The sequence below is a fragment of the Halopseudomonas oceani genome (assembly GCF_963677335.1).
Classification (GTDB): Bacteria; Pseudomonadota; Gammaproteobacteria; order Pseudomonadales; family Pseudomonadaceae; genus Halopseudomonas; species Halopseudomonas oceani.
On record NZ_OY781932.1, the window covers coordinates 3,690,055 to 3,712,829 of the forward strand.

Annotated in this window: 20 protein-coding genes; 2 read left to right on the forward strand and 18 right to left on the reverse strand. The window is 58.6% G+C overall.

The features are described from left to right. Window positions 1–23: 23 nt before the first annotated feature. The 6 genes from ACKPCU_RS17235 to ACKPCU_RS17260 are packed head-to-tail and all read right to left on the reverse strand — an operon-like array spanning window position 24 to window position 5,830. Entirely contained in the window at window positions 24–392 is a 369-nt protein-coding gene (locus ACKPCU_RS17235; RefSeq protein ID WP_321351874.1) for a type IV pilin protein, read from the reverse strand. Next, the gene (locus tag ACKPCU_RS17240; RefSeq protein WP_321348612.1) at window positions 382–3,576 is read right to left on the reverse strand and encodes a PilC/PilY family type IV pilus protein; all 3,195 of its coding nucleotides are present in this window, start codon (window positions 3,574–3,576) and stop codon (window positions 382–384) included. Before ACKPCU_RS17240 ends, ACKPCU_RS17235 begins: the two co-directional genes overlap by 11 nt. A 13-nt stretch (window positions 3,577–3,589) precedes the next feature. After that, a complete protein-coding gene (locus tag ACKPCU_RS17245) occupies window positions 3,590–4,123 on the reverse strand; it encodes a PilX N-terminal domain-containing pilus assembly protein (protein WP_104737417.1) in 534 nt (177 codons plus the stop codon). After that, entirely contained in the window at window positions 4,123–4,842 is a 720-nt protein-coding gene (locus ACKPCU_RS17250) for a PilW family protein (RefSeq protein ID WP_104737418.1), read from the reverse strand. Before ACKPCU_RS17250 ends, ACKPCU_RS17245 begins: the two co-directional genes overlap by 1 nt. Continuing rightward, a complete protein-coding gene (gene pilV / locus ACKPCU_RS17255; protein WP_104737419.1) occupies window positions 4,839–5,363 on the reverse strand; it encodes a type IV pilus modification protein PilV in 525 nt (174 codons plus the stop codon). The genes ACKPCU_RS17250 and pilV overlap by 4 nt, the downstream gene beginning before the upstream one ends. Next, window positions 5,360–5,830: a GspH/FimT family pseudopilin gene (locus tag ACKPCU_RS17260; RefSeq protein WP_170063007.1), complete on the reverse strand. Its 471-nt coding sequence runs from the start codon at window positions 5,828–5,830 to the stop codon at window positions 5,360–5,362. Before ACKPCU_RS17260 ends, pilV begins: the two co-directional genes overlap by 4 nt. A 109-nt stretch (window positions 5,831–5,939) precedes the next feature. Between ACKPCU_RS17260 and ACKPCU_RS17265 the strand changes: the two genes are divergently transcribed. Then, window positions 5,940–6,488: a GspH/FimT family pseudopilin gene (locus tag ACKPCU_RS17265; RefSeq protein ID WP_104737421.1), complete on the forward strand. Its 549-nt coding sequence runs from the start codon at window positions 5,940–5,942 to the stop codon at window positions 6,486–6,488. A 4-nt stretch (window positions 6,489–6,492) separates the two neighbouring features. Here the strand turns inward: ACKPCU_RS17265 and argJ are convergent, their stop codons facing one another. The 3 genes from argJ to ACKPCU_RS17280 form a co-directional block, all read right to left on the reverse strand. Further along, window positions 6,493–7,710, reverse strand: a complete 1,218-nt coding sequence (gene argJ, locus ACKPCU_RS17270) for a bifunctional glutamate N-acetyltransferase/amino-acid acetyltransferase ArgJ (protein ID WP_321348615.1) — start codon at window positions 7,708–7,710, stop codon at window positions 6,493–6,495. A 212-nt stretch (window positions 7,711–7,922) separates the two neighbouring features. After that, window positions 7,923–10,664 carry a preprotein translocase subunit SecA gene (gene secA, locus ACKPCU_RS17275; protein WP_321348616.1) on the reverse strand — a complete coding sequence of 914 codons (2,742 nt, stop codon included), beginning with the start codon at window positions 10,662–10,664 and terminating at the stop codon, window positions 7,923–7,925. A gap of 169 nt (window positions 10,665–10,833) precedes the next feature. Next, the gene (locus ACKPCU_RS17280; RefSeq protein ID WP_321348619.1) at window positions 10,834–11,793 is read right to left on the reverse strand and encodes a M23 family metallopeptidase; all 960 of its coding nucleotides are present in this window, start codon (window positions 11,791–11,793) and stop codon (window positions 10,834–10,836) included. Window positions 11,794–11,868: 75 nt separating this feature from the next. Here ACKPCU_RS17280 and ACKPCU_RS17285 point away from each other — a divergent pair, with 75 nt between their 5' ends. Then, on the forward strand, window positions 11,869–12,330 hold the full coding sequence (locus ACKPCU_RS17285; protein ID WP_321348622.1) for a DUF721 domain-containing protein: 462 nt from the start codon (window positions 11,869–11,871) through the stop codon (window positions 12,328–12,330). A 94-nt stretch (window positions 12,331–12,424) separates the two neighbouring features. Here ACKPCU_RS17285 and lpxC read toward each other — a convergent pair whose 3' ends face one another. The 9 genes from lpxC to murD all read right to left on the reverse strand — a co-directional run bounded on the left by lpxC (window position 12,425) and on the right by murD (window position 22,774). Then, window positions 12,425–13,336 (reverse strand): UDP-3-O-acyl-N-acetylglucosamine deacetylase, encoded by a 912-nt coding sequence (gene lpxC / locus ACKPCU_RS17290; RefSeq protein WP_104737426.1) that lies wholly within the window; start codon window positions 13,334–13,336, stop codon window positions 12,425–12,427. Between the two features lie 111 nt (window positions 13,337–13,447). Then, complete coding sequence (gene ftsZ, locus ACKPCU_RS17295) at window positions 13,448–14,620, reverse strand: cell division protein FtsZ (protein WP_104737427.1); 1,173 nt, start codon at window positions 14,618–14,620, stop codon at window positions 13,448–13,450. 93 nt (window positions 14,621–14,713) lie between these two features. Beyond that, window positions 14,714–15,946, reverse strand: coding sequence for a cell division protein FtsA (gene ftsA, locus ACKPCU_RS17300; RefSeq protein WP_104737428.1), 1,233 nt, complete (start codon window positions 15,944–15,946; stop codon window positions 14,714–14,716). A gap of 10 nt (window positions 15,947–15,956) precedes the next feature. Next, window positions 15,957–16,817, reverse strand: coding sequence for a cell division protein FtsQ/DivIB (locus ACKPCU_RS17305; protein WP_321348626.1), 861 nt, complete (start codon window positions 16,815–16,817; stop codon window positions 15,957–15,959). An 11-nt stretch (window positions 16,818–16,828) separates the two neighbouring features. Continuing rightward, a complete protein-coding gene (locus tag ACKPCU_RS17310) occupies window positions 16,829–17,746 on the reverse strand; it encodes a D-alanine--D-alanine ligase (protein WP_321348628.1) in 918 nt (305 codons plus the stop codon). Further along, complete coding sequence (gene murC, locus ACKPCU_RS17315) at window positions 17,746–19,152, reverse strand: UDP-N-acetylmuramate--L-alanine ligase (protein ID WP_321351877.1); 1,407 nt, start codon at window positions 19,150–19,152, stop codon at window positions 17,746–17,748. Before murC ends, ACKPCU_RS17310 begins: the two co-directional genes overlap by 1 nt. 34 nt (window positions 19,153–19,186) lie before the next feature. After that, window positions 19,187–20,260: an undecaprenyldiphospho-muramoylpentapeptide beta-N-acetylglucosaminyltransferase gene (gene murG, locus ACKPCU_RS17320; protein WP_104737431.1), complete on the reverse strand. Its 1,074-nt coding sequence runs from the start codon at window positions 20,258–20,260 to the stop codon at window positions 19,187–19,189. Continuing rightward, window positions 20,253–21,428 carry a putative lipid II flippase FtsW gene (gene ftsW / locus ACKPCU_RS17325; protein WP_104737432.1) on the reverse strand — a complete coding sequence of 392 codons (1,176 nt, stop codon included), beginning with the start codon at window positions 21,426–21,428 and terminating at the stop codon, window positions 20,253–20,255. The genes murG and ftsW overlap by 8 nt, the downstream gene beginning before the upstream one ends. Beyond that, a complete protein-coding gene (murD, locus tag ACKPCU_RS17330; RefSeq protein ID WP_321348630.1) occupies window positions 21,425–22,774 on the reverse strand; it encodes a UDP-N-acetylmuramoyl-L-alanine--D-glutamate ligase in 1,350 nt (449 codons plus the stop codon). Before murD ends, ftsW begins: the two co-directional genes overlap by 4 nt. Window position 22,775: the final 1 nt, after the last annotated feature.

Genomic DNA, 22,775 nt, shown 5'->3' on the forward strand with positions numbered 1-22,775 from the left:
GCGCCAGCAGCGCCACCAGCCGCCTACTCCCAGGATGCGGTCCCATCGCTAGCCCAAGTTAGGGTATCCGAACCAGCCATTCGCCCTCTCGGCGTCGCAACTATCCGATAAGTAAGTCCAGTCGCAGCAACATTCAGCTGCACGCCGTAGTTAACATTGGCGTTCAACTCCGGCGCAAGCGCCGCAACCGTGGCTCCTGTGTAGGTGAAGTTCTTCGTCCGGTATCCTTCAAGAGCGGTTGCCAGCTCCATAATCTGCCCTTGCGCCTCGCGCTGCAGCCCACGCTCAACGTACGAGGTGTACGCGGGATAGGCGATCGCTGCCAGCAGACCAATAATGGCCACCACTATCATCACTTCGATCAGGGTAAACCCCTTCGATCTACTGACCATCAGTTTCACCTTGGCTTTCTCCCTCACCTTCAGAATCTGAGCTCACCTGCGTCTGCCGAATTACATTTGCCTCGTCCGGAGGCAGCTGCATCCAACGGCGCTTACGCAAACGGGGGTCTCCCAATGAGCCCTCCCCAACGACCTCGGTACCCACGATCGTAATGACTCGGCCTTCGTCGTCGACCAGCAACGTCGGCGTTGGTGCCGGAGTTGACTGCTCAAGCGCCTGACTGCGACTGGCAGGTGCTGGCAAATCATCCGACAACGCAGCCGGAAGTGCCGTTACCAGGTTAACCGTATGCAGGTAGGCGCGACCATAACGGACTGCGCACGGATTGTCATACTCCTGATCCACCGTTGGCGCATAGGTCGTAAACAAAATCCGACCGTTGAAGATTACCGGCGAAGCCAGCGCCTTCTCCCCCGTCTCACCAAATGTGTAGTACCAGCCGCGACTGGTTGAAAGCGGCTGACCACCGGAAGTGACATTAGTCATATTGACAGTGGTAGCCAGCGTTTGCGAGCCGGACCCACGAAGCGCCGTGCGATCTCGAATAACAAACACCCCATCAGTGACAGTTTCATCCAATGGGTGCGCCCGATACCCGGAGCCTATGACCACATACAGTTCATTGCCTGTACTGGCTTTGACCAGGCCAACCGCCGGTGCCTCATAGAAGCGACGACGCGCACTACCACTGCCCCCCAGGTTAGCTATGCGATCAACCACGTGCTCACCATTATCCTTGATGGTGATACGGAACACCTGGCCGGCTAGATCGCCGAAGTACATGTGGTCCGCCACACCGTCAAAGTCGATGTCAACAACAGCAATACTGCTGGGCACGGCCCACTTCATATTGGCAACGTTTTCCGTAGCCTCATTGCGCCCACCTGCCGACCAAAGCACCTCACCGGTTTCCGCATTCAGGAAGTAGACCATATTGCCCATCTGGTCAGCCGCCGACAGGGAGGCAGAATCGTCATGGTCGGTCGGACTATACCCTCCCCCAACAACCAGGATCGGCACCTTGCTGCCAGAGCCGTCAGGTACGCTGGTCAGGGTAGGCGTTGACCATGTCTGGCCCAAGCCGGACATGCCAGTGGAGCCATTGTTCACCTGCCACAACATCGAAGGAGCTGTCGGATCCGTAACGTTCAGCGCGTAATAACTACGCCCCCCGCGACGCATACCGCCATAGAGGTAAACGGCTTCAGGCGCGGACAGCGAATTGTTGCCCCCTTTACGCCAGGCGACCCAGCTGCCGTCCAGTCCATAGGTCTGGCGGGTATTGTCTACCCTCAAAGCAGGCCGGCTGGTGGTATAGAGATTCGCCTTCTGCAGAATTTCGTTAGGCATGAAGGCGAAAGCTTCCGAACCATCTTCGGTCTTGATTGCGTGTAGCATGCCGCCATTGGTGGAAACGAAAACATAGTTGTTTTCGGCATCCTCACCGTAGTTGACCATGACAGGCACGCTGTGCAGCGGATCCCCCCACATACTCTCGAGCTCGTTCAGCAGCGCAGTGCGTTGGGCTGAGGTAGCAGAGCCCCCGAGGCCAAGTTGAGCATTGCTGGGCACGCTGGAACTTGCCCAATTGAGCTTCTGCAGCGCGCCACCAGCCGCAGTGGTGTAAAACAGATTACGGGTACCCACCTGCTCACGGGCACCGCCCTTGGTAACATCCGGGCCGTCGATCATTGAGCTCCACATGCTCTGGGAGCCGGTACGAAAATACCCGGTTGCCGGATCAACCGCGTAGCCGTTCTGACCATGGATTTCGCCGTCCACCACTTGATAGCGTTTAAGATTGCCATTCCAGTAGCTGCTTTCGAACGGCTGGAACACGGAATAGTACAGCTGATCCAGATGCTGGAAGCGGTTCATGGCGTTCACAGCCACGCCCGGCGCCGAGATGGAGCGCGCGTCTTCGTCGATCAGGTCCAGAGTTTCCTGGAAGGCTTCTAGCAGGGTTTCTGCGCTGTCAGAGTCGTAGGTCTCACCGCCGCCGGCAGCTGACACGGTTTTCATATTGGCCAGCGTACTGTCCCCCATATACAAACCAATATTATGGGTCTTGATGGGCGTATTCAGGCTGTTGCCGTTTGAGTTCAGCTCAGATGCAATTCGCACCTGACACTCATAAGAGTTCCTGCCACAATGGACGAGTCCAACATCCTCAGGGTCATCGCCAGAGGGGCTACCGTCGGTAAACAGAATAATGTGGTTCGACTCGCACTGATTAGCAGTGTTAACGGGTGATACAAAGTTACTACCGTTAACCACGGCTCGCTCCTCGTCGCAGCCACCCTCAACCGTTTCACATACCTGCACCGTGGTTTGGACGGTTAGCTCATAAATGGTACTCCGCTGCTGATAATCCGCTTCGTAATAACGCCAAGACCACCAATAACGCTCTCGATAACAGTTTGGTAAATCAGTATCGCACCAGTCGACTCTACGATAGCTGGTCAGTCGACAGGTCGACTCATTGAGGTTACAGGAAGGCACCGTATTCCAAACATAACTGGCGTTGCAGGCCGGATCGGAGGTGTCACAAGAGTCAACCTGAACGATATCTGTTTGGACAACGTCTCTACAGACCTCCTCATCTGGCGCATTACTTACACACACCTTGCCAGAGTTGGAGTAGGAAACGCCTGTCCTGTTTCTGCGACCCAGCATGTAGTCTGCCATATCGTCAAAAGCAAGCGCTGTGGGCGTACTGCCTGATGGCTGCGCGTTACGACTGGGATAAGCGCTATTCTGGCCGCCGTTAATCGAATTCAGCGCATTTAGGAAGTAAGGTCTGGTCAAATCGTTAACCGGCATTACCGGCAATAGGATTTGCCCACCGGAACTACCACGCAAACGACCGAAGCCAATTTCCACGGTGTTTGGCGCGTCAGCGATAATCTGCTTCATCGCTTCGTGCAACAGCGTGATACGTCGATTTTCTATATCAGTACACCAGCTGCTTCCCGAACCAGCGCGGCAATTACGCATCGAGCCAGACGTGTCCAGCATAATCAGCACGTTGGCTTTCGGCGTATTCTGTTCATTCGCCGCATTTGCTCGGGCGAAATAAATCTCAGTGTCGTCCGCATTAGCGAATACCGGGATTACCAGACCAAGGCAACAGGCCAGCAATCGGGTGCGCAATACTGTTTTCAGATTGATCATGTGCACGCTCTCCCTAATTGATCTCAGCGCCGGGCTTGATGCCACGCTTGAGCGTTTCCTGCAGGTGATGGTTCTCAATGCTGTAGTTCGGCATTTCGCTTTCACCAAGAATATTGATCCGGTAATCCACAAATACGCCAGCGCCACCACTGGAGCTGACCTGGGATCCGCTGATTGGGCTGAAGCCATCCAAATAGCTGAGGGATTCAGCCTGCAATAGCCCCCTTACATCCATGAAGTTAGTACTGCCACAGGCACCGTCAACGGCACCATTCTCCGTTATACAAAACTGAGAAGCCTGACCGTCCACCGCTGCATATAACTGCTCATTGCTCAGCCCAGACAGCTCTTCGTAGGTGCTCACAATCGCGGTCTCTGCTGCTTCAAACGTCATCACATCGGACTGTACGCCGGTGGCGACCTTCGCAGAAAACACACTCGCACGCATCGCTGACAAACCCAGAACCGAGACCATCAACAACACGACCAGAGCAACGACCAGAGCGATCCCCTGCTGTGCAGGCGCTTGCATCATTGAACGCTTCATCAAACACCATCCCAGTCGAAGTTACGGATCATTACAGTGGATCTGAACACCTTGCGCAGGCGTCGATCAGCTGCGACGTTAACCAACTGATCCCCAAGATAATAAGCAGTCGCAACAGCGGGGGTTTGCACCTCACCCTCACTCCGCAGCAGGATATCGAAACGTATAGTCACAACCGGACTGGCGCCCTGTGCTCCAGCGTTGACATAACGGGTAACCCCCGCCTGACCATTGAGCTCGGTGTCAATACCATACTGCACCTGAAAGCTTTCCACCCCCTCCATCAGCTCGGCGACCCCACCGCTTAGATTGCCTGAACACGACAGAACGCCCTGATTGTCGACGAAATAGCGATTGATGATTTCCTGTTCAGTCCCGTTACCACCACCCTGGCAGTCCCTCAGGCCAAAATAGTTGATCACCAACTGATCATTGCCACCGTTGACACCATCCTGAGCAAACGCGGTCTGTGTTGTATCAAACACAACAGGGTCGATGGTTCCGTCAGTAGCCGTACCACGACCAGCCTGACGAATATCGGCCATCATATAGCGCAACAGCATCTGACCATCCTGCTCCAACGTAGCGGAGGTACGCTGCAACGAGAAAGTCTGGTTATTGACCAGTAGCAACTGCAAGGCCACACCGCTGGCCAAGAGCCCCAGTACCAGTGCCACCATCAGCTCTATCAGGCCAAATCCTCGCTCTCTATCCATCATCGCTGAATCTCCATAACCAGGCACTGGCTGTCGTCTGCCGTGTTTATGCCATCCTCACTCAAGCACAAGGCAGGGGCCTGCTCGTCCCAGCTGACCACAACACAGCCCAAAGACCCGAAGTCACAGTCAGTGGCCATCACTCTACCGCCAAGCAAACTGGTAGAAGCGGCCCAAACCAGCTGTTTGATATCCCAGTCAGCCATTTCCTCGGCAGTGCACACAGCATCGCGGCAGACCTTCCAGTCCTCAGGGCTGCCAGCCGAGCCATTTGCCGACGCCGGCCAGTTATCCGGATCAGCGTAGTAATCACTCATCGCCGGATTTGACTTAATCCGCTCAATTGCGTCCTGAGCGATCATGGCAGCATGGGCCCGGTCGGCGGCATCGCCAGAATTACGCAGAGCAGTCAACTGCAACCCCGCGTAGCCAAGAGCACCAATTGCAATAATCAACAACGCAATCAACACTTCCAACAACCCAACACCCGCCTGACGTCGCCGATCGGTCTGGAGCAAACTCATGGACAATCCCCTTTGTCAGACTGTGTAACCTTGCCCAGAAAGGACAATTGGAGGGTATAACCACGGACAGGGCTTGCCTCCGCTGAGCAAACGGAAAACTCCGCACCGCCACCGGTCACGCCACCTTGGGCCACGAAGGTCAGCCCACCGGGCGCGTCCTCGCGACTGACCGTAACGCCACCCTCAGGCGTATAGGTTTTGTCCTGCTCACTGGATGAAGCGGGGTAATCGATTGTCCAGCCGTCATCCCAGCCGCCGGCCGCGGGAACAACGGCAACATCCGTACGCATGCTGAGCGCTTGCATTCTTGCGGCTCCTAGTGCTGAAGCCAGGTCAGCAGTGGTCGACCTGAGCGAGCTGTTGGCCATCATGGTTCTCATGCTTGGCACGGCCAGACCGAGAATCACGCCCGCAACCACCAGCGCGATCATTAGCTCGATCAAAGTGAAACCCTTCACATATTTCATCCAAAGAACCCTCCTAGTACGACCTGCACTATAAAAAGACCCGAGGTCAACGTCGCCTGGGGCGCGATGACCGGTCAGATCAACAGGATGACAGGTATCAGGAGCAAGGATGGGCGCATCAAATCGACAACCCAATCGGCACGACGGCGGCATCAGCCTGATCGAATTGCTAGTGGCGATCACCCTACTGAGCTTGGCCGTTACGCTTGGCGTGCCATCCTTGGCCCGCACACTTGACCAGCAACGGCTCGATAACGCTGGAGACCGACTCACCAACAGTATTCGCCTGACGCGAGAGACAGCTATCACGCGCAATCAGGCAGTCGTCATGGCGCCGCTGGCCGGCAACTGGAATGGGGGATGGCGGGTTTTCGTCGACAACAACCAGAATGGGCAGCTGGATGCTGACGATATCTTGCTGCAGGAGGATCAAGCGACCAACATCACCACGATCAGCGCGACCGGGGAGCTGGCTCGCTATTTGCGCTACAACCCGCTGGGCGAGTCTGAACGTCTGGACGGCGGATTTCTTGCCGGAACCCTTCGACTGTGTCCGGTGCATCCCGAACATCCCGGCCGGCGACTGATCATCAACCGGGTGGGACGGTTACGCAGCGAGTCGGCAGTGCTGGCTGCCGACATCTGCAGTCAGAGGTAATGACTCAGGTACGGTACTCGGCGTTGATCCGCACATACTCATGGGACAGGTCGGTAGTCCAGAGCGTTTCAGAGCAGGCGCCGCGCCCCAGCTCAATGCGAATAGTGATTTCTTCCTGGGCCATCACCCGCGCGCCTTGCTCCTCAACATACTCAGGGGCTCGACCGCCTTGACGGGTAATGCAGACATCATCGAGGTAGACGTCAATTTTCTCGACATCCAGATTCGGCACCCCAGCATAGCCGACAGCGGCCAGAATACGCCCCCAATTCGGATCAGAAGCAAATAGCGCCGTCTTAATCAGCGGCGAGTGCGCCACGGCGTAGGCGACATCCAGACACTCGTTGCGGTTGCCGCCGCCGTTGACCTGAACAGTGACAAACTTGGTTGCGCCCTCACCATCACGAACGATGGCCTGGGCCAGCACCAGCAGCACTTCCTTGATCGCTGCGGCCAGCTCGGCGTAGCCCGCTGCCTCGGTGCTGTCGATCGGAGCGATGGCGGCCTTGCCGGTCGCAACCAGCATGCAGGAGTCGTTGGTGCTGGTATCGCCGTCGATGGTAATACGGTTGAACGACAGGTCTGCGGCTTCACGCAGCAGCGCCTGCAGCACCGGCTGGGCAACCGGCGCATCGGTGGCAACGTAACCCAGCATGGTGGCCATGTTCGGACGAATCATCCCGGCACCTTTGGAGGTACCGGTGATGGTCACGGTCTGACCGGCAATCTGAATCTGCCGGCTGCAGCCTTTTGGCTGGGTATCGGTTGTCATGATCCCTTCGGCGGCAACCGCCCAGTTATCTTCGGACAGGTTTTCAAGGGCTGCAGGCAGCACCGGAATAATCTTGTCAGCAGGCAACAACTCACCAATAACACCCGTGCTGAATGGCAAAATCTGTTCCGACTTGACTCCAACCAGCTCGGCTAGCGCCTCACAGGTCCGCTCGGCTGCCGCCATGCCTGGTTTGCCGGTCCCGGCGTTGGCGTTACCTGTATTAACCAGCAGATAACGCGGGGCGCTGCCCATGCGTTGGCGGCACAGGGTAACCGGTGCGGCGCAGAATGCGTTCTGCGTGAATACGCCCGCAATCGTCGAGCCTTCCGCCGCTTCCATGACCACGACATCCTTGCGACCGACTCGCTTGATCCCGGCAGAAGCAATACCAAGACGAAAACCGGGTACAGGGTGCAGCACAGGCAAAGGGCCAAGACCGACAGGCATGATCAACAACTCCAAGATTAAAAGGGAAAGGTAAGCCGCAAGGCGGATGGCCGCCCCCACAAGCTGTGGGCAATGGTAAGCTGGGCGGCGCAGCCGTCAAGCGCTGTTGCAAACTGTGCCGCTATTAATTGGTTTAAACACCGCGCGGCTCGATAACGCGCGGGTTTTGCTTGCCGCTTAAGGCTTGGAGCTTGCGGCTGCTTTCACCGGGCTCAGCTAATTTGTCCATGGCAATGTTTGTACTTCTTGCCAGACCCGCATGGGCAGGGGTCATTACGGCCGACCTTGGGGCCTTCACGGGTGACCGGTGCGGCGTTACCCGCCTGCTCCGGCTCAGCCGGCTCATCACCTGCAACATCAGCGACGGCATTCACTTCTTCGTGCTTGAATTGCAGGCGGCGTTGCAGCTCTTCGGCCTGGCGACGCAGCCGCGCCTCTTCCTCGGCCGGGTCTTCGCGACGCACCTGGACGTGACTGAGGACGCGAATAGTGTCACGTTTGAGGGTTTCCAGCATTTCCTGGAACAGGTTGAAGGCTTCGCGTTTGTATTCCTGCTTGGGGTTCTTCTGCGCGTAGCCACGCAGATGAATACCCTGACGCAGATGATCCATGGTTGCCAGGTGCTCTTTCCACAGATCGTCCAGCACACGCAGCAACATCTGTTTCTCGAAGGTGCGCAGGGCTTCGGCTCCAGCCAGCTCCTCCTTCTCGCGGTAGGCCGCAACCAGCGCTTCCAGCACGCGCTCGGCCACACCCTGCTCGCTCAGACGCTCATCCTCGTCCAGCCACTGCTGGATAGTCAGATGCAAACCCAGTTCGGAGGCAATACTGTGCTCCAGCCCAGCGACATCCCACTGCTCCGGCAGGCTGCCGGTCGGCATATGCATCGCCACCAGATCATTCACTACATCCTGACGAATCGCGTTAATTGTTTCTTCAACGTTCTCGCTGGCCAGAATCGAGTTGCGCTGACCATAGATAACCTTACGCTGCTCGTTGGCAACATCGTCATATTCCAGCAACTGTTTACGAATATCGAAGTTGCGTCCTTCGACTTTCCGCTGTGCCTTCTCAATGGCGTTGGTCACCATCCGGTGTTCAATGGCCTCACCTTTCTCCATGCCCAACGCTTTCATAAAGTTCTTCACCCGGTCAGAGGCGAAGATACGCATCAGGTTGTCTTCCAGCGACAGGTAGAAACGGCTGGAACCCGGGTCACCCTGACGACCCGCACGACCGCGCAGCTGGTTGTCGATACGGCGTGATTCGTGGCGCTCACAAGCAATAATATGCAGGCCGCCCGCCTCGAGTACTTGCTGATGACGCAGCTGCCACTCGTCCTTGACCTGGGCGATCTGCTGCTCGGTCGGGTTCTCCAGCGCGGCAACTTCGGCTTCCCAGTTACCACCCAGAATGATGTCGGTACCCCGGCCAGCCATGTTGGTGGCGATGGTCACCGCACCAGGGCGACCGGCCTGCGCTACAATTTCCGCTTCCTTCTCGTGGAACTTGGCATTCAGGACCTTGTGCGGCACCTTCTCACGGGTCAGCAGATTGGCTACAACCTCGGACGACTCAATGGACGCCGTACCGACCAGCACCGGGCGACCCTGCTCCATGCAATGCTTGATGTCGGCAACGATAGCGGCGAACTTTTCTTCGATGCTGAGATAAACAAGGTCGTTGTAGTCCTTGCGTACCATCGGCTTGTTGGTCGGGATAACGAGGACATCCAGACCATAGATCTGACGAAACTCGAACGCCTCGGTGTCGGCAGTACCGGTCATGCCGGACAGTTTCGGGTACAGACGGAAGTAATTCTGGAAGGTAGTAGAGGCCAGCGTCTGGCTCTCGGCCTGAATCTGCAACCCCTCCTTTGCCTCGATAGCCTGATGCAGGCCCTCGGACAGGCGGCGGCCGGGCATGGTGCGACCGGTGTGCTCATCTACCAGCAGCACCTGATTGTTCTGCACGATGTACTCGACATTGCGATGGAACAAGGTGTGCGCACGCAGACCGGAATGGACGTGGTGCAACAGGCCAAGGTTCTGCGCAGCGTACAGGCTGTCACCCTCATTGAGCATACCCTCGCGCGCCAGCAGCTCTTCAACGAACTGGTGACCTTCTTCGGTTAGCTCGACCTGACGGGCCTTCTCGTCAATCAGGTAGTGGCCTTCGACACCTTCTTCACCCTCTTCAGCGAGCTGGCCGCGCTTGAGCAGGGGAATCAGCTTGTTGATGGTGGTATACAGCCGGGAACTGTCTTCCGCGGGACCGGAGATGATCAGCGGGGTTCGCGCCTCGTCAATCAGGATCGAGTCAACCTCGTCAACGACGGCAAAGAACGGCTCACGCTGGAACTTGTCTTCCAGCCGGAAGGCCATGTTGTCGCGCAGGTAGTCAAAGCCAAGCTCGTTGTTGGTGCTGTAGGTAATATCGCACTGGTAGGCCGCGCGCTTCTGCTCCGGGTCCTGCATCGGCACAACGACGCCAACAGTCATTCCGAGGAACTCGTACAGCGGGCGCATCGTGTTGGCGTCGCGATTGGCTAAGTAGTCGTTCACGGTGACCACGTGAACACCTTTACCGGCCAGCGCATTGAGGTATACCGGTAGCGTACCGACCAGTGTCTTACCCTCACCAGTCTTCATCTCAGCGATTTTGCCTTCGTGCAACGCCATACCGCCGACTAGCTGGACATCAAAGTGGCGCATCCCCATCACGCGCTTACCCGCCTCACGCACGACAGCAAAGGCTTCGGGAAGCAGCGCATCCAGGGTCTCACCGCTGGCAAGGCGTTGCTTGAATTCGTCTGTTTTCGCCTTCAGCTGTTCATCACTCAGTGCATTCAAGCTTTCTTCAAGGGCGTTGATCGCAGCGACAACCTTACCCATTCGCTTCAATTCACGGTCGTTCTTGCTTCCAAACAGCTTTCTCATTAACGGCGCAAACATAATCGACTTAGATATCCATGTGATGAGTGGCGTGTCCAGTCCCATGCTGCCGGACCAGCCCGAAAACGGCATTCTACTCTGATTTCTGCCGCACATTAAACCGCGCAGAGGGCAGGGCCGCCTGCCGACAAGTGCATCGACCGACAACCTATATGAGGATCACTGGAGGTTATTTCAACGCCAGGAAGCGAGCGGGGTTGACCGCCATGCCGTTGCGGTAGACTTCGAGATGAAGGTGGGGGCCTGTGGAACGACCGGTAGTGCCAACTGCAGCGATCTCCTGACCCTTCTGCACCAGGTCACCTTTGTTGACCTTAAGCACCGAAGCATGCGCGTAACGGGTCTTGAGACCGCCGCCGTGATTAATTTCGATCATGTTGCCATACGCACCATGACGGCCAGCGAAGATAACCACCCCCGCACCAACTGCGTGAATCGGTGTACCGCGCGGCGCCGCGAAATCCAACCCATTGTGCATCGATATGCGTCCGGTTATCGGGTCGGTACGACGGCCAAAGGTAGATGACAGATGGCCGACGCTGACCGGAACGAAATCCAGCATCGCATCAACGTCGGTTTGCCGGTTGACCATAAGATCTTCCAGCAGCTGAAGTTGCTGCGTGCGGTTATCAACCCGCGCGGACAGCTGCTCAATCAAGCCCTGCAGATCTGAAGGCGCTTCGAAGGTAAGGTCATCATCGCGCAGCTCTGGACCGCCCATGCCCGATTCCAGATCAATACCAAAGTCAAAATCAGAATTTGAACCGAAATCGAATTCACCGTCGTTGAAATCGCCCAATTCGGTCAGTCGCTCGCCCAACGCATCCAGACGGGTCAGCCGCATTTGCAGGCGGGCTAGCTGCTGACTCATGCGCTCAATCTGTGCCTGGGTACCATCATCTTCGACCAGCGGGTCGACATCGTAGTCCTGCAGCACCTGCTGCCACTGCGGGACACTGGAGTCACCTGCCGCCAGCTCCGTAGAACTGCCGGCCATCAGTTGCCAGGTGACCAGAGACGCGACCAGCGGTAGCGCCAGCAGCAGGCAAACGCCGGCAGCAACCCACGGCGCTCCCAGCGTCAGTGTTCGCGATGCGCCATTGCGCCCGGTGAGAATAATGATATTCAAATAGCAACCCCAAACATTCTTGACGGCGGTTCTGATAGGATGACCGCTCCATCACTCCTGGCTGGCAGCGAACCTATGGCATTCCATCCGCTGGACGCACGTCGACCAACCGACCTTTTAAGAACCAGTAGCACACTCCGCGCACTGCTGGAAAAGTCCCGTCAACTTGAGCGCCTGCAGGCCCTGTTTGAGTCGCGTCTCGAACCGGCAGCACGCGAACAGTGCCGGGTTGCCTCATTCGAGACCGGCGTACTGCGACTGGTAGTCACCAGCAGTCAGTGGGCTACGCGCATGCGGTATCAGCAGAAAAGGCTGATTCGGGACCTGCAGACCTTCAACGAATTCGCCACCTTAACGAAAATTCATTGCAAGGTACAACCACCATTGATCAAAAAAGCACCACCCGTTCGCACTATCAAGCGTTCAAAGGTGGCTAGCAGCACGTTGCAGGAAACCGCCGAACACGTCTGCGACCCTGAACTCAAGGCTGCCTTGAGCAGGCTTGCGCGCCATCATGGCGAGCCGGAAGGCCATTGATTCGGCGCAAACAGACAACCCCAGAAAATAAAAACGGCCGCCCGAAGGCGGCCGAAACAAGAAACGAAACGAGTAGGCTGTCAGACGTCTGAGATCAGACGGCCGCAGCGGGACGCATGTAGGAGATCGGAGCGGTACCCGCATCATCGAAGGTAACCAGTTCCCATGCATCCTTGTTTGCCAGCAGAGCACGCAGCAGTTTGTTGTTCAGTGCATGCCCCGACTTGTAGCCACGGAACTCGCCTACCAGACTCTTGCCCAGCAGATAAAGATCCCCGATGGCGTCCAGAATCTTGTGTTTGACGAACTCGTCTTCATAACGAAGACCATCCTCGTTCAACACCCGATACTCATCCACCACAATGGCGTTGTCGACACTGCCACCAAGTGCCAGGTTCTGGGAACGCAGGTACTCGATGTCACGCATGAAGCCGAACGTGCGTGCGCGACTGACTTCCTTCACAAAGGATGTACTGGAAAAGTCGACACAGGCTTCCTGGCTGCGGCCGCGGAATACAGGGTGATCGAAGTCGATACCGAACGACACCTTGAACCCTTCAAAGGGCACAAAAGTGGCGGTCTTGCCGTCTTCTTCTACCGTGACTTCCCGCTTGATACGAATAAATTGCTTGGCGGCATCCTGTTCGGCAATGCCCGCCGACTGAATCAAAAAGACAAAGGGCCCAGCGCTGCCATCCATGATCGGCACTTCCGCCGCGCTCAGCTCGACATAAGCATTATCGATACCCAGACCCGCCATCGCCGACAACAGATGCTCAACCGTGTCGACCTTAGCGCCGTCCTTGATCAGGGTCGTCGACATAGTCGTCTCCCCTACACACTCGGCACGCGCCGGGATCTCGACCACCGGGTCAAGATCCACGCGCCGGAACACGATCCCCGTATCCACCGGTGCCGGCTTCAGTGTGAGGTATACCTTCTCACCCGAATGCAGACCAACACCTGTGGCCCGGATGACGTTTTTCAATGTGCGTTGTCTGATCATGCTTGCCTGCTTCCGCTCTGATTGCGAAAAACTCTCAGTAAACTGGCGTGCATCATAGCAAAGTCAGCTTTTGATGAATACCAATTACCCCAATGCCTTCAATTGATCAGCTCAATCAGCCTGACGACGCAGGAATGCCGGAATATCCAGGTAATCCAGGTCTTCAGCCGGCTGGCTCAAGCGAGCGGCAGCGCTACCGGAAGGAGCCTGATTGCGCATGACGGTCGGACGATCCAGATCGCGATAGTTCGGCGCACCAGCTTCCGGCTGACGAGCGGCCTGAGCCGGCGCAGCAGCGGTGTTGTCCACGACCTTAACCGGCTTCTCACGTGCGCCCAGACCAGTAGCAACCACAGTCACACGCAGCTCGTCGCGCAGTTCCGGATCAATAACGGTACCGACAACCACGGTGGCCGTTTCAGAGGCAAACTCTTCAACAGTGCTACCGACTTCGGAGAACTCACCCAGCGACAGGTCAGGGCCAGCCGTGATGTTGACCAGAATACCGCGGGCACCCATCAGGTTGACATCCTCCAGCAGCGGGCTGCGGATGGCCGCTTCAGCCGCTTCGCGAGCACGGTTTGGACCACTGGCGTGACCGGTTCCCATCATTGCCATACCCATTTCGCTCATGACGGTTTTAACGTCGGCGAAGTCAACGTTGATCATACCGGGACGCATAATCAGGTCCGCGATACCCTGCACGGCACCCAGCAGAACGTCGTTGGCCTTGCTAAAGGCAGCCAGCAGGCTGGCGTCTTTGCCGAGCACAGTCAGCAGTTTCTCGTTCGGGATAGTGATCAGCGAGTCGACATGCTGGCTCAGCTCACGGATACCCTCTTCCGCCACCTGCAGACGCTTGCGACCCTCAAACGGGAACGGCTTGGTCACGACGGCAACGGTCAGGATGCCCATTTCACGAGCTACCTCAGCAACAATCGGCGCAGCACCGGTACCGGTACCACCACCCATACCGGCGGTGATGAACACCATGTCTGAACCTTGCAGCACTTCAGCAATGCGCTCGCGGTCTTCAATCGCGGCCTCACGGCCGATCAGCGGGTTGGCTCCGGCGCCCAACCCTTTGGTGACGCCTGAGCCCAGCTGCAGCACAGTGCGCGCGCTGACGTTTTTCAGTGCCTGAGCATCGGTGTTGGCGCAGATGAAATCCACCCCTTCAACATTGTTGACCACCATGTGTTGCAGGGCGTTACCGCCGCCACCGCCTACACCGACGACCTTGATTACTGCGTTCTGCGGAACGTTATCGATCAGTTCGAACATGGCCTTTCTCCTTGAATAGCTACTCGTATCGTTTTCGTTTCGTTTCGTTACTGCTGCCCGCTTAGGCGGGTCTGTTGCATCGGTTCAGAGCAATCAGAAATTGCCCTGGAACCATTTCTTCACACGCTCCAGCACTGGCGTCTTGTTGCTATCGCTCGGCTGGGAGCTATGGTCACCGTGGTGCTTCATGCCGTAGTGCAGCAACCCCACGCCGGTGGCGTAGATCGGATTGCGCACAACGTCGGTGAGCCCCTTGAATTCCTGCGGCATGCCGAGGCGAACCGGCATGTGAAAAATCTCCTCGGCCAGCTCAATGGCGCCTTCCATCTTGGCGGTACCGCCGGTCATGACGATGCCCGCCGGAATCATGTCTTCGAAACCGGACCGGCGCAGTTCAGCCTGGATCAGGGTGAACAACTCGTCGTAACGCGGCTCAACTACCTCTGCTAATGCCTGACGAGACAGGTCACGCGGCGGCCGCTCACCAACACTCGGCACCTTGATGGTTTCCTCCGGACCAGCCAGCTTGGCCAGTGCACAGGCGTAGCGAATCTTGATTTCCTCGGCGTACTGGGTTGGCGTACGCAGCGCCATGGCGATGTCGTTGGTAACCTGATCGCCGGCAATCGGAATCACCGCGGTATGGCGAATCGCCCCCTCGGTAAAGATGGCGATATCGGTCGTGCCGCCACCGATATCAACCAGGCATACACCGAGCTCTTTCTCGTCTTCGGTCAGCACGGCATAACTGGAGGCCAGTTGCTCGAGAATCACATCTTCCACTTCCAAGCCGCAGCGACGAATGCACTTTTCTATGTTCTGCACCGCGTTAAGCGCGCAGGTCACCAGATGGACCTTCGCCTCCAGACGCACACCAGACATGCCGAGCGGCTCGCGCACGCCCTCCTGGTTATCAATCACATATTCCTGCGGCAGGATATGCAGCACCTTCTGGTCCGCCGGAATGGCTACCGCCTGACCGGCATCCAGCACCCGCTCGATGTCTGCCTGTACCACCTCACGGTCGCGAATAGCGACGATGCCGTTGGAATTCAGACTGCGAATGTGATTACCCGCAATCCCGGCGTAGACAGAATGAATCTGGCAGCCAGCCATCAGCTCCGCTTCTTCAATCGCGCGCTGAATGGACTGCACCGTCGATTCGATGTTCACCACCACGCCCTTCTTCAGCCCGCGCGAGGGATGCGAGCCAATGCCGACAATTTCCAGCTCGCCGTCCGCCCCGATCTCGCCGACCAGTGCCACGACCTTGGAGGTGCCGATATCCAGGCCCACAATCATTCTGCTGCCCTGCTTGCTTGCCATAATCTTCCCGTTACTCCGACACTTTTTCGGCGTCGCCTGCATCACGCCAGGCGACGGCCATACCATTGCTGTAGCGCAGATCCACGCGCGCGATCAGTTCTCGACGGTCACTCAGCATCAGTTGCTCGATGGTCATGAACCGCTGCATCTTGTCCACCAGATTGTCCCGCCCTAGCAACAGCTCCATACCGTCATCCGTGGTCAGGAACCAACTGCCGCGATCTCGCAACTCCAGCTTGCTGACCACCATGCCCTGCGGGCGCAGCAGGCTGCTGAACTGCTGGTACTGACGCATTACCCGACGTTTGGAGCGCTCCGGGCCATTGAGCTGCGGCAACTCGCTGAAACGCGCGATATCCTGCGGCTCGAACGCCTTGCCCTCGTTATTCAACAGCGCCTTGTCCCCCCAACGGGCCACCGGCAGTTGCTCATCCAGCGCTATCACCAATTTGTCGGGCCAAACCCGACGAACCGACGCCTGCGCGACCCAGGGCATCGCCAGCAGGTCGCTGCGCAGACCATCCAGATCGATACCCAGAAAGCTGTCATTCAGGTAGGGCTGAATGACCTGCTGAACCGCTTCACGGTCGATGTACTCAAGCTCGCCCTCGACACTGATCAGCGCAATCGGCCGGTCAGCCAGCGGCATCAACCGGCTACCCAGCTCGTACAATCCCATACCAAGAGCAACCAGCAGCAACGGCCACAGCAAATGCTGCAGCCGCCCACCCAGACCACGCAGATTCGGACGTGGCAGACGCAGCCGTGGCAGCTGCCGCGGTTGTGCAGGCGGAACGCGCACGGCACCTCGCCCACCGGCCTTGCGGCGGGAAAGCGGTGTAGCGCTGCGGTTATCGCGAACTGCCTGCATCCTGTTATCCGTTAACTCAGCGTGCCAGCCAGAATGGCCAGCACCAGCGCAGCAAAATCCATCCCGGTGGCCTTGGCCGCCATTGGCACCAGACTGTGGTCAGTCATCCCCGGCACCGTATTCACTTCCAGCAGGTAGAAACGGCCCTGTTCGTCCTGCATCACGTCAACGCGCCCCCAACCCTTGCAGCCCACTGCCTCGAACGCCTGCAGGCTCAGCGCCTTGAGCTGCGCTTCCTGCTCTGCGGGCAAGCCGCAGGGGCACAGATATTGGGTGTCATCGGCCTGGTACTTGGCGTCGTAGTCATAAAAAGTGTGAGGCGTACGCAGCCGAATCGGCGGCAGGGCTTTGCCATCGAGAATCGCGACGGTAAATTCCGCGCCATGTATCCACTGCTCGACCAGCGCCTCATCGTCGTAGCTGCGGGCGCTTTCCCAGGCATCCTGCAATTGCTGCAAGCTGTCAGCCTTGGCCATGCCAATGCTTGAGCCTTCGTGAACCGGCTTGATGATCAGGGGCGTACCCAGCCGCTCGACGATCTCGGCGCACTGAGCAGCACCGCGCAACATTGCGTAGGCCGGTGTCGGCAGGCCGATGCTCTGCCAAATCTGCTTGGTACGCAGCTTGTCCATGCCGACCGCCGAGGCCATCACGCCGCTGCCGGTGTAGGGAATCTGCAGGCTCTCCAGCAGGCCCTGCAGACTGCCATCTTCACCACCGCGTCCATGCAACGCGATAAACACCCGATCTGGCCGCGCACTCAGCAACTGCTCTGCCAGCGTCTCGTCAGCATCAATCCCATAGGCATCAACGCCCGCGCCCTGCAGCGCCGCAAGGACAGCAGCCCCCGATTTCAGCGATACCGCACGCTCGGCGGACTTGCCGCCGTACAACACTGCCACACGCCCAAAGTCAGCTACATCGACCATCAGGCTTCACCTCCGGTATCACGATTGCTCAGAGCTTCGGCCAACTGGACCGACAGCCCACCAATATCCCCTGCGCCCTGGGTCAGCAGAATGTCGCCCGGTTGCAACACCGCTTCCAGTAGCGGCATGACGTCGGCATCACGCTCGACATAAATCGGGTCCAGCTGACCACGTTGACGAATACTGCGGCACAGCTGCTTGCTGTCTGCCCCCGGAATCGGCTCTTCGCCCGCCGGGTAGACCTCCATCAGCAACAGCGCGTTGGCGTCGCCCAGCACCTGGACGAAGTCTTCGTACAGGTCGCGGGTCCGGCTGTAGCGGTGCGGTTGATAGAGCATGACCAGACGTCGCTCGGGCCAGCCAGCACGTACCGCCTTGATCACCGCTGCAACTTCGCGCGGGTGGTGACCGTAGTCATCAACCAGCATCACTTCGCCGTCTGCCCAGCGGTAATTACCCTGAACCTGGAAGCGACGACCAACGCCCTGAAAGCCAGCCAGCCCATCAACGATGGCGCGGTCAGACACGCCTTCGTCGGTGGCGACGGCAATGGTCGCCAGCGAGTTCAGTACGTTGTGCACGCCCGGCATGTTGACCGAGACCTTGAGCGGCTCGCGATCTTCGCGTAGCACGGTGAAAAACGTCTGCATCCCTTGCTGGTGAATATCCACTGCGCGGATGTCAGCATCGTCCGACTGACCGTAGGTCACGACCTGACGATTGATCTGCGGGAGAATTTCACGCACTACCGGGTCATCAATGCAGAGCACAGCCAGACCGTAGAACGGCAGGTTGTGCAGAAATTCGACGAAGGTGCGCTTCAGCTTGTTGAAGTCGCCCTCATAGGTCGCCATGTGGTCAGCGTCGATATTGGTAACAATGGCGACCATCGGCTGCAGGTGCAGGAATGACGCGTCGCTCTCGTCCGCTTCAGCAACCAGATAGCGGCTCTCGCCCAACTGAGCGTTGGTGCCGGCGGCAGTCAATCTGCCGCCGATCACGAAGGTCGGACTCAAACCATCTGCAGCGAGCACCGAGGCAATCAGACTGGTGGTAGTGGTCTTGCCGTGTGTGCCGGCAACCGCAATACCGTGGCGATAACGCATCAGCTCGGCCAACATCTCCGCACGCGGCACCACCGGAATGCGCCGTTCGATGGCACCGGCGACTTCCGGATTCTGCGGATTGATCGCGCTGGACACGACCAGTACGTCCGCCTCCTGAACATTCTCGGCACGGTGCCCAATGTCGATGCGCGCACCGAAGGACTCCAGGCGCTGAGTCACCGCCGAGCGCTTGAGATCGGAGCCCGACACCTGATAGCCCAGGTTGAGCAACACCTCTGCGATGCCGCACATGCCCACGCCGCCGATACCGACAAAGTGAATATTGCGGATGCGCCGCATCTCGGGCAGCGTAAAAGTCGCCTGACTGCGCTTGTTAGTGCTCACGGGCTACCTCCAGACAGGCGCGTACCACATCGGCGGTCGCGTTCGGGGTGGCTTGTTCACGGGCTCGTTCGGCCATCTGTTGCAGCAGCTCCGGGTTATTCATGTAGTTGATCAGGGTATTGGCCAGTTGCTCGTCGTCGAGCTGTGCCTGCGGCATCAGCACTGCCGCGCCACGGTCAGCCAGATAGCGGGCATTGGCAGTCTGGTGGTCGTCGATGGCATGCGGTAACGGGATCAGCAGCGACGGGCGCCCGGCAGCAGCCAATTCACAGATGGTCAGCGCACCAGCACGGCAGATCACTAGATCGGCCCAGGCGTAGGCGCCAGCCATATCCGCAATAAAGGCCTCTACGTCAGCGCGCACGCCAGCCTGTTCATAAGCCTCACGCGCCATCAGCAGATGTTGTTTACCGCATTGGTGCACCACCTGCGGACGCTGATTCGGCTCAATGCGCGCCAGCGCCTTCGGCAGCAGGTTATTCAGTGGCATTGCCCCAAGGCTGCCACCCAGCACCAGCAGGTGCAGCGGACGACCGCCGTCCCAGCTCAGCGCCGGAGTAGCAAATATGTCTTCACGCACGGGATTACCCGTGCTGCGGCGGTTCGCGCCCTCGGCGAAACTGCCGGCAAAGCCTTCACAGCGGCGCTTGGCCAGTCGGGCCAGCAGCCGGTTGGCAGTGCCGACCACCGCATTCTGCTCGTGGATAACCAGCGGAATGCGGCGCAGCCAGGCAGCCAGGCCACCTGGGCCGGTCACGTAGCCACCGGCGCCCAACACGCAGATGGGCTTGAGATCCGCCAGCAGGCGCAGCGACTGACCCAACGCGCGCAGAATGCGGAACGGCGCTTTCAGCAGATCCAGCTTGCCCTTACCGCGCAGCCCTTGAATGTCGATGTAATGAATCGGGAAGCCGGCCTGCGGAACCAGATCGACCTCGATACCGCGACGCGTGCCCAGCCAATGCACCTCATAGCCCTGATCGCGCAACATGCGAGCACAGGCCAGCGCAGGGAACACGTGCCCACCGGTGCCGCCAGCCATGACCAACACCTTATTACCCATTGGCCACCTCCCTGCCGACCTGACGGCGCTCCCAGTCGATCCGCAACAGCAGGCCCAGACAGACGCAGCACACCACCAGCGAGCTGCCGCCATAGCTGAGGAACGGCAAGGTCAGCCCTTTGGTCGGCAACAGGCCGATATTTACCCCCACATTGATCAGAATCTGGCCGCACCACATGATCGCCAGACCGTAGGCAAGATAGGCGTGGAACAACATGCCCTTGGCCTCCGCGGCCAGACCGACATACAAGCCACGAATGGCAACAAAAATGAGCAGCGCAAAGGCGGCAAGGGCGCCAACCATACCCAGCTCCTCGGCCAGCACCGCAAACACGAAGTCGGTGTGCGCCTCTGGCAGATAGAACTGCTTCTGAATACTGTTACCCAGCCCAACGCCGAACCACTCACCGCGACCAAAGGCAATCAACGCTTGAGTCAGCTGGTAACCGGTGCCATACGGGTCCTGCCATGGATCAAGGAAGCCGGTCAGGCGCTGCAGACGATAGGGCTCAGCCCAAACGGCCAGCGCGGCCAACGCACCCAACGAGCCAAACAGCAGCAGGAAGCGGAACAGGCCGACCCCACCGAGGAACAACATCCCGGTAGCGGCGCCCATCAAGACCACGGTCGCACCAAAGTCAGGTTCGACGATCAGCAGACAGGCCATCGGCCCCAGCACCATGAAGGGCTTGATGAAACCGAACCATTCTTCCTTCACCTCGTCCTTGCGCTGCACCAGGTACCCGGACAGAAACACCACGGCAAACAGCTTGGCTAATTCGGACGGCTGAACGTTGATAGGGCCAACCGCAATCCAGCGCCAGCTGCCGTTGACCTCACGACCAATACCCGGAATCAGCACCGCTACCAGGCCAGCAAAGCCAAGGAACAGCAGCATGAAGCGGAAGCGCTCCCACACAACAACCGGGACCGACAGCGTCGCGGCCAGGGCCAGCAGGCTCACTACCAGATAGATGATCTGGCGGTTCATATAGAACAGCGGACTGCCCAGCCGACCTGCTGCCACTTCCATCGAAGCAGAGGTGACCATGACCAGTCCCAGCGCCAGCAACGCGACCGCGCCGACCAGCAGCGGCATATCCATGTCGAAGCGACGTTCGCCAATCAGCGGCGCAGCGGCATCACGCAGGTTGAAGGTCAGATTCATGCGCCCAACCTCCCGACCGCTTCCGCGAACAGCCGGCCGCGCTCTTCGAAGTTACGGAACATGTCCAGACTGGCACACGCTGGCGAGAGCAGAACAAGGTCCTCCGCTTTAGCCAGAGCCGCTGCGGCTTCAACCGCTTCTTCAATAGACCCAACGCGGACCAACTGCGTCTGCGGGTCGAGGGCAGCGGCAATCAGCTCGGCATCACGCCCAAGTAGAACCACTGCGCGGCAATGGGCAGCCACCGGCTCACGCAACGGCGAAAAGTCCGCGCCCTTGCCGTCACCGCCGGCAATCAGCACCAGCTTGCCGCGCATGTCTGCAGCAAAACCGTTGATCGCAGCCAGCGCGGCGCCCACATTGGTGGCCTTGGAGTCGTCGAAGTACTCGACACCGGCGTGGCTACCCACCCACTGGCAGCGATGCGCCAGGCCCGGAAAGGCCTTCAACGCCTGCAGCATGGCCTCTATCGGCAGACCGGCCGCCTGCCCCAGAGCCAGCGCCGCCAGGGCATTGGACTGGTTGTGCGAGCCGCGAATAAGCAACTCACTGACCGGCATCAGTGCAGAAAACTCATAGGCCAACCACGTCTGCCCAGCCTGCTCAATCAGACCGAAGCCCTTGAAGTCAGGACGCGACAGGCCGAAGCTCAGGCACGGCAATTGATCGGCAATAAGCGGCCGCGACAGCGCGTCGTCGCGGTTGATCACCACCTGCTGTGCCCCACGGAAAATCCGGTGCTTGGCCATGTGATAGGCCGGCAGGCCGCTGTAACGATCCATATGATCTTCACTGACGTTCAGCACCGTCGCCACCAGCGCATTCAACCGATCAGTGGTTTCCAACTGGAAGCTGGAAAGCTCCAGCACGTAGAGCTCTGCATCCTGATCCAGCAGATCCAGCGCGGGGGTGCCCAGGTTGCCACCAACAGCCACCTTCACGCCCGCCGCTTGCGCCATTTCGCCAACCAGCGTGGTAACCGTGCTCTTGGCGTTGGAGCCGGTAATCGCGACGATGGGGGCCTTGGCGGCCCGCGCAAACAACTCGATATCACCGACAATGGAAACGCCCGCCTTGGCAGCGGCCTGCAACGCAGGCGTAGCCAGCGCGACGCCGGGGCTCACGATCAGCTCGTCGGCCCGGCTTAGCAGCGTCTCATCCAGCTCGCCCAGATACAGGTCAGCCATGGGAGCAAAGCGCTTGAGCTTGTCCAGCCCCGGCGGGTTCTGGCGGGTATCGGCCACGGCAAAAGACAGGCCCTGGCCTGCCAGATAACGGGCGACCGAGAGCCCGCTGCTACCGAGCCCGACGATGATCCGTTGCTTGTCCGTGGTAATCAGAGACACG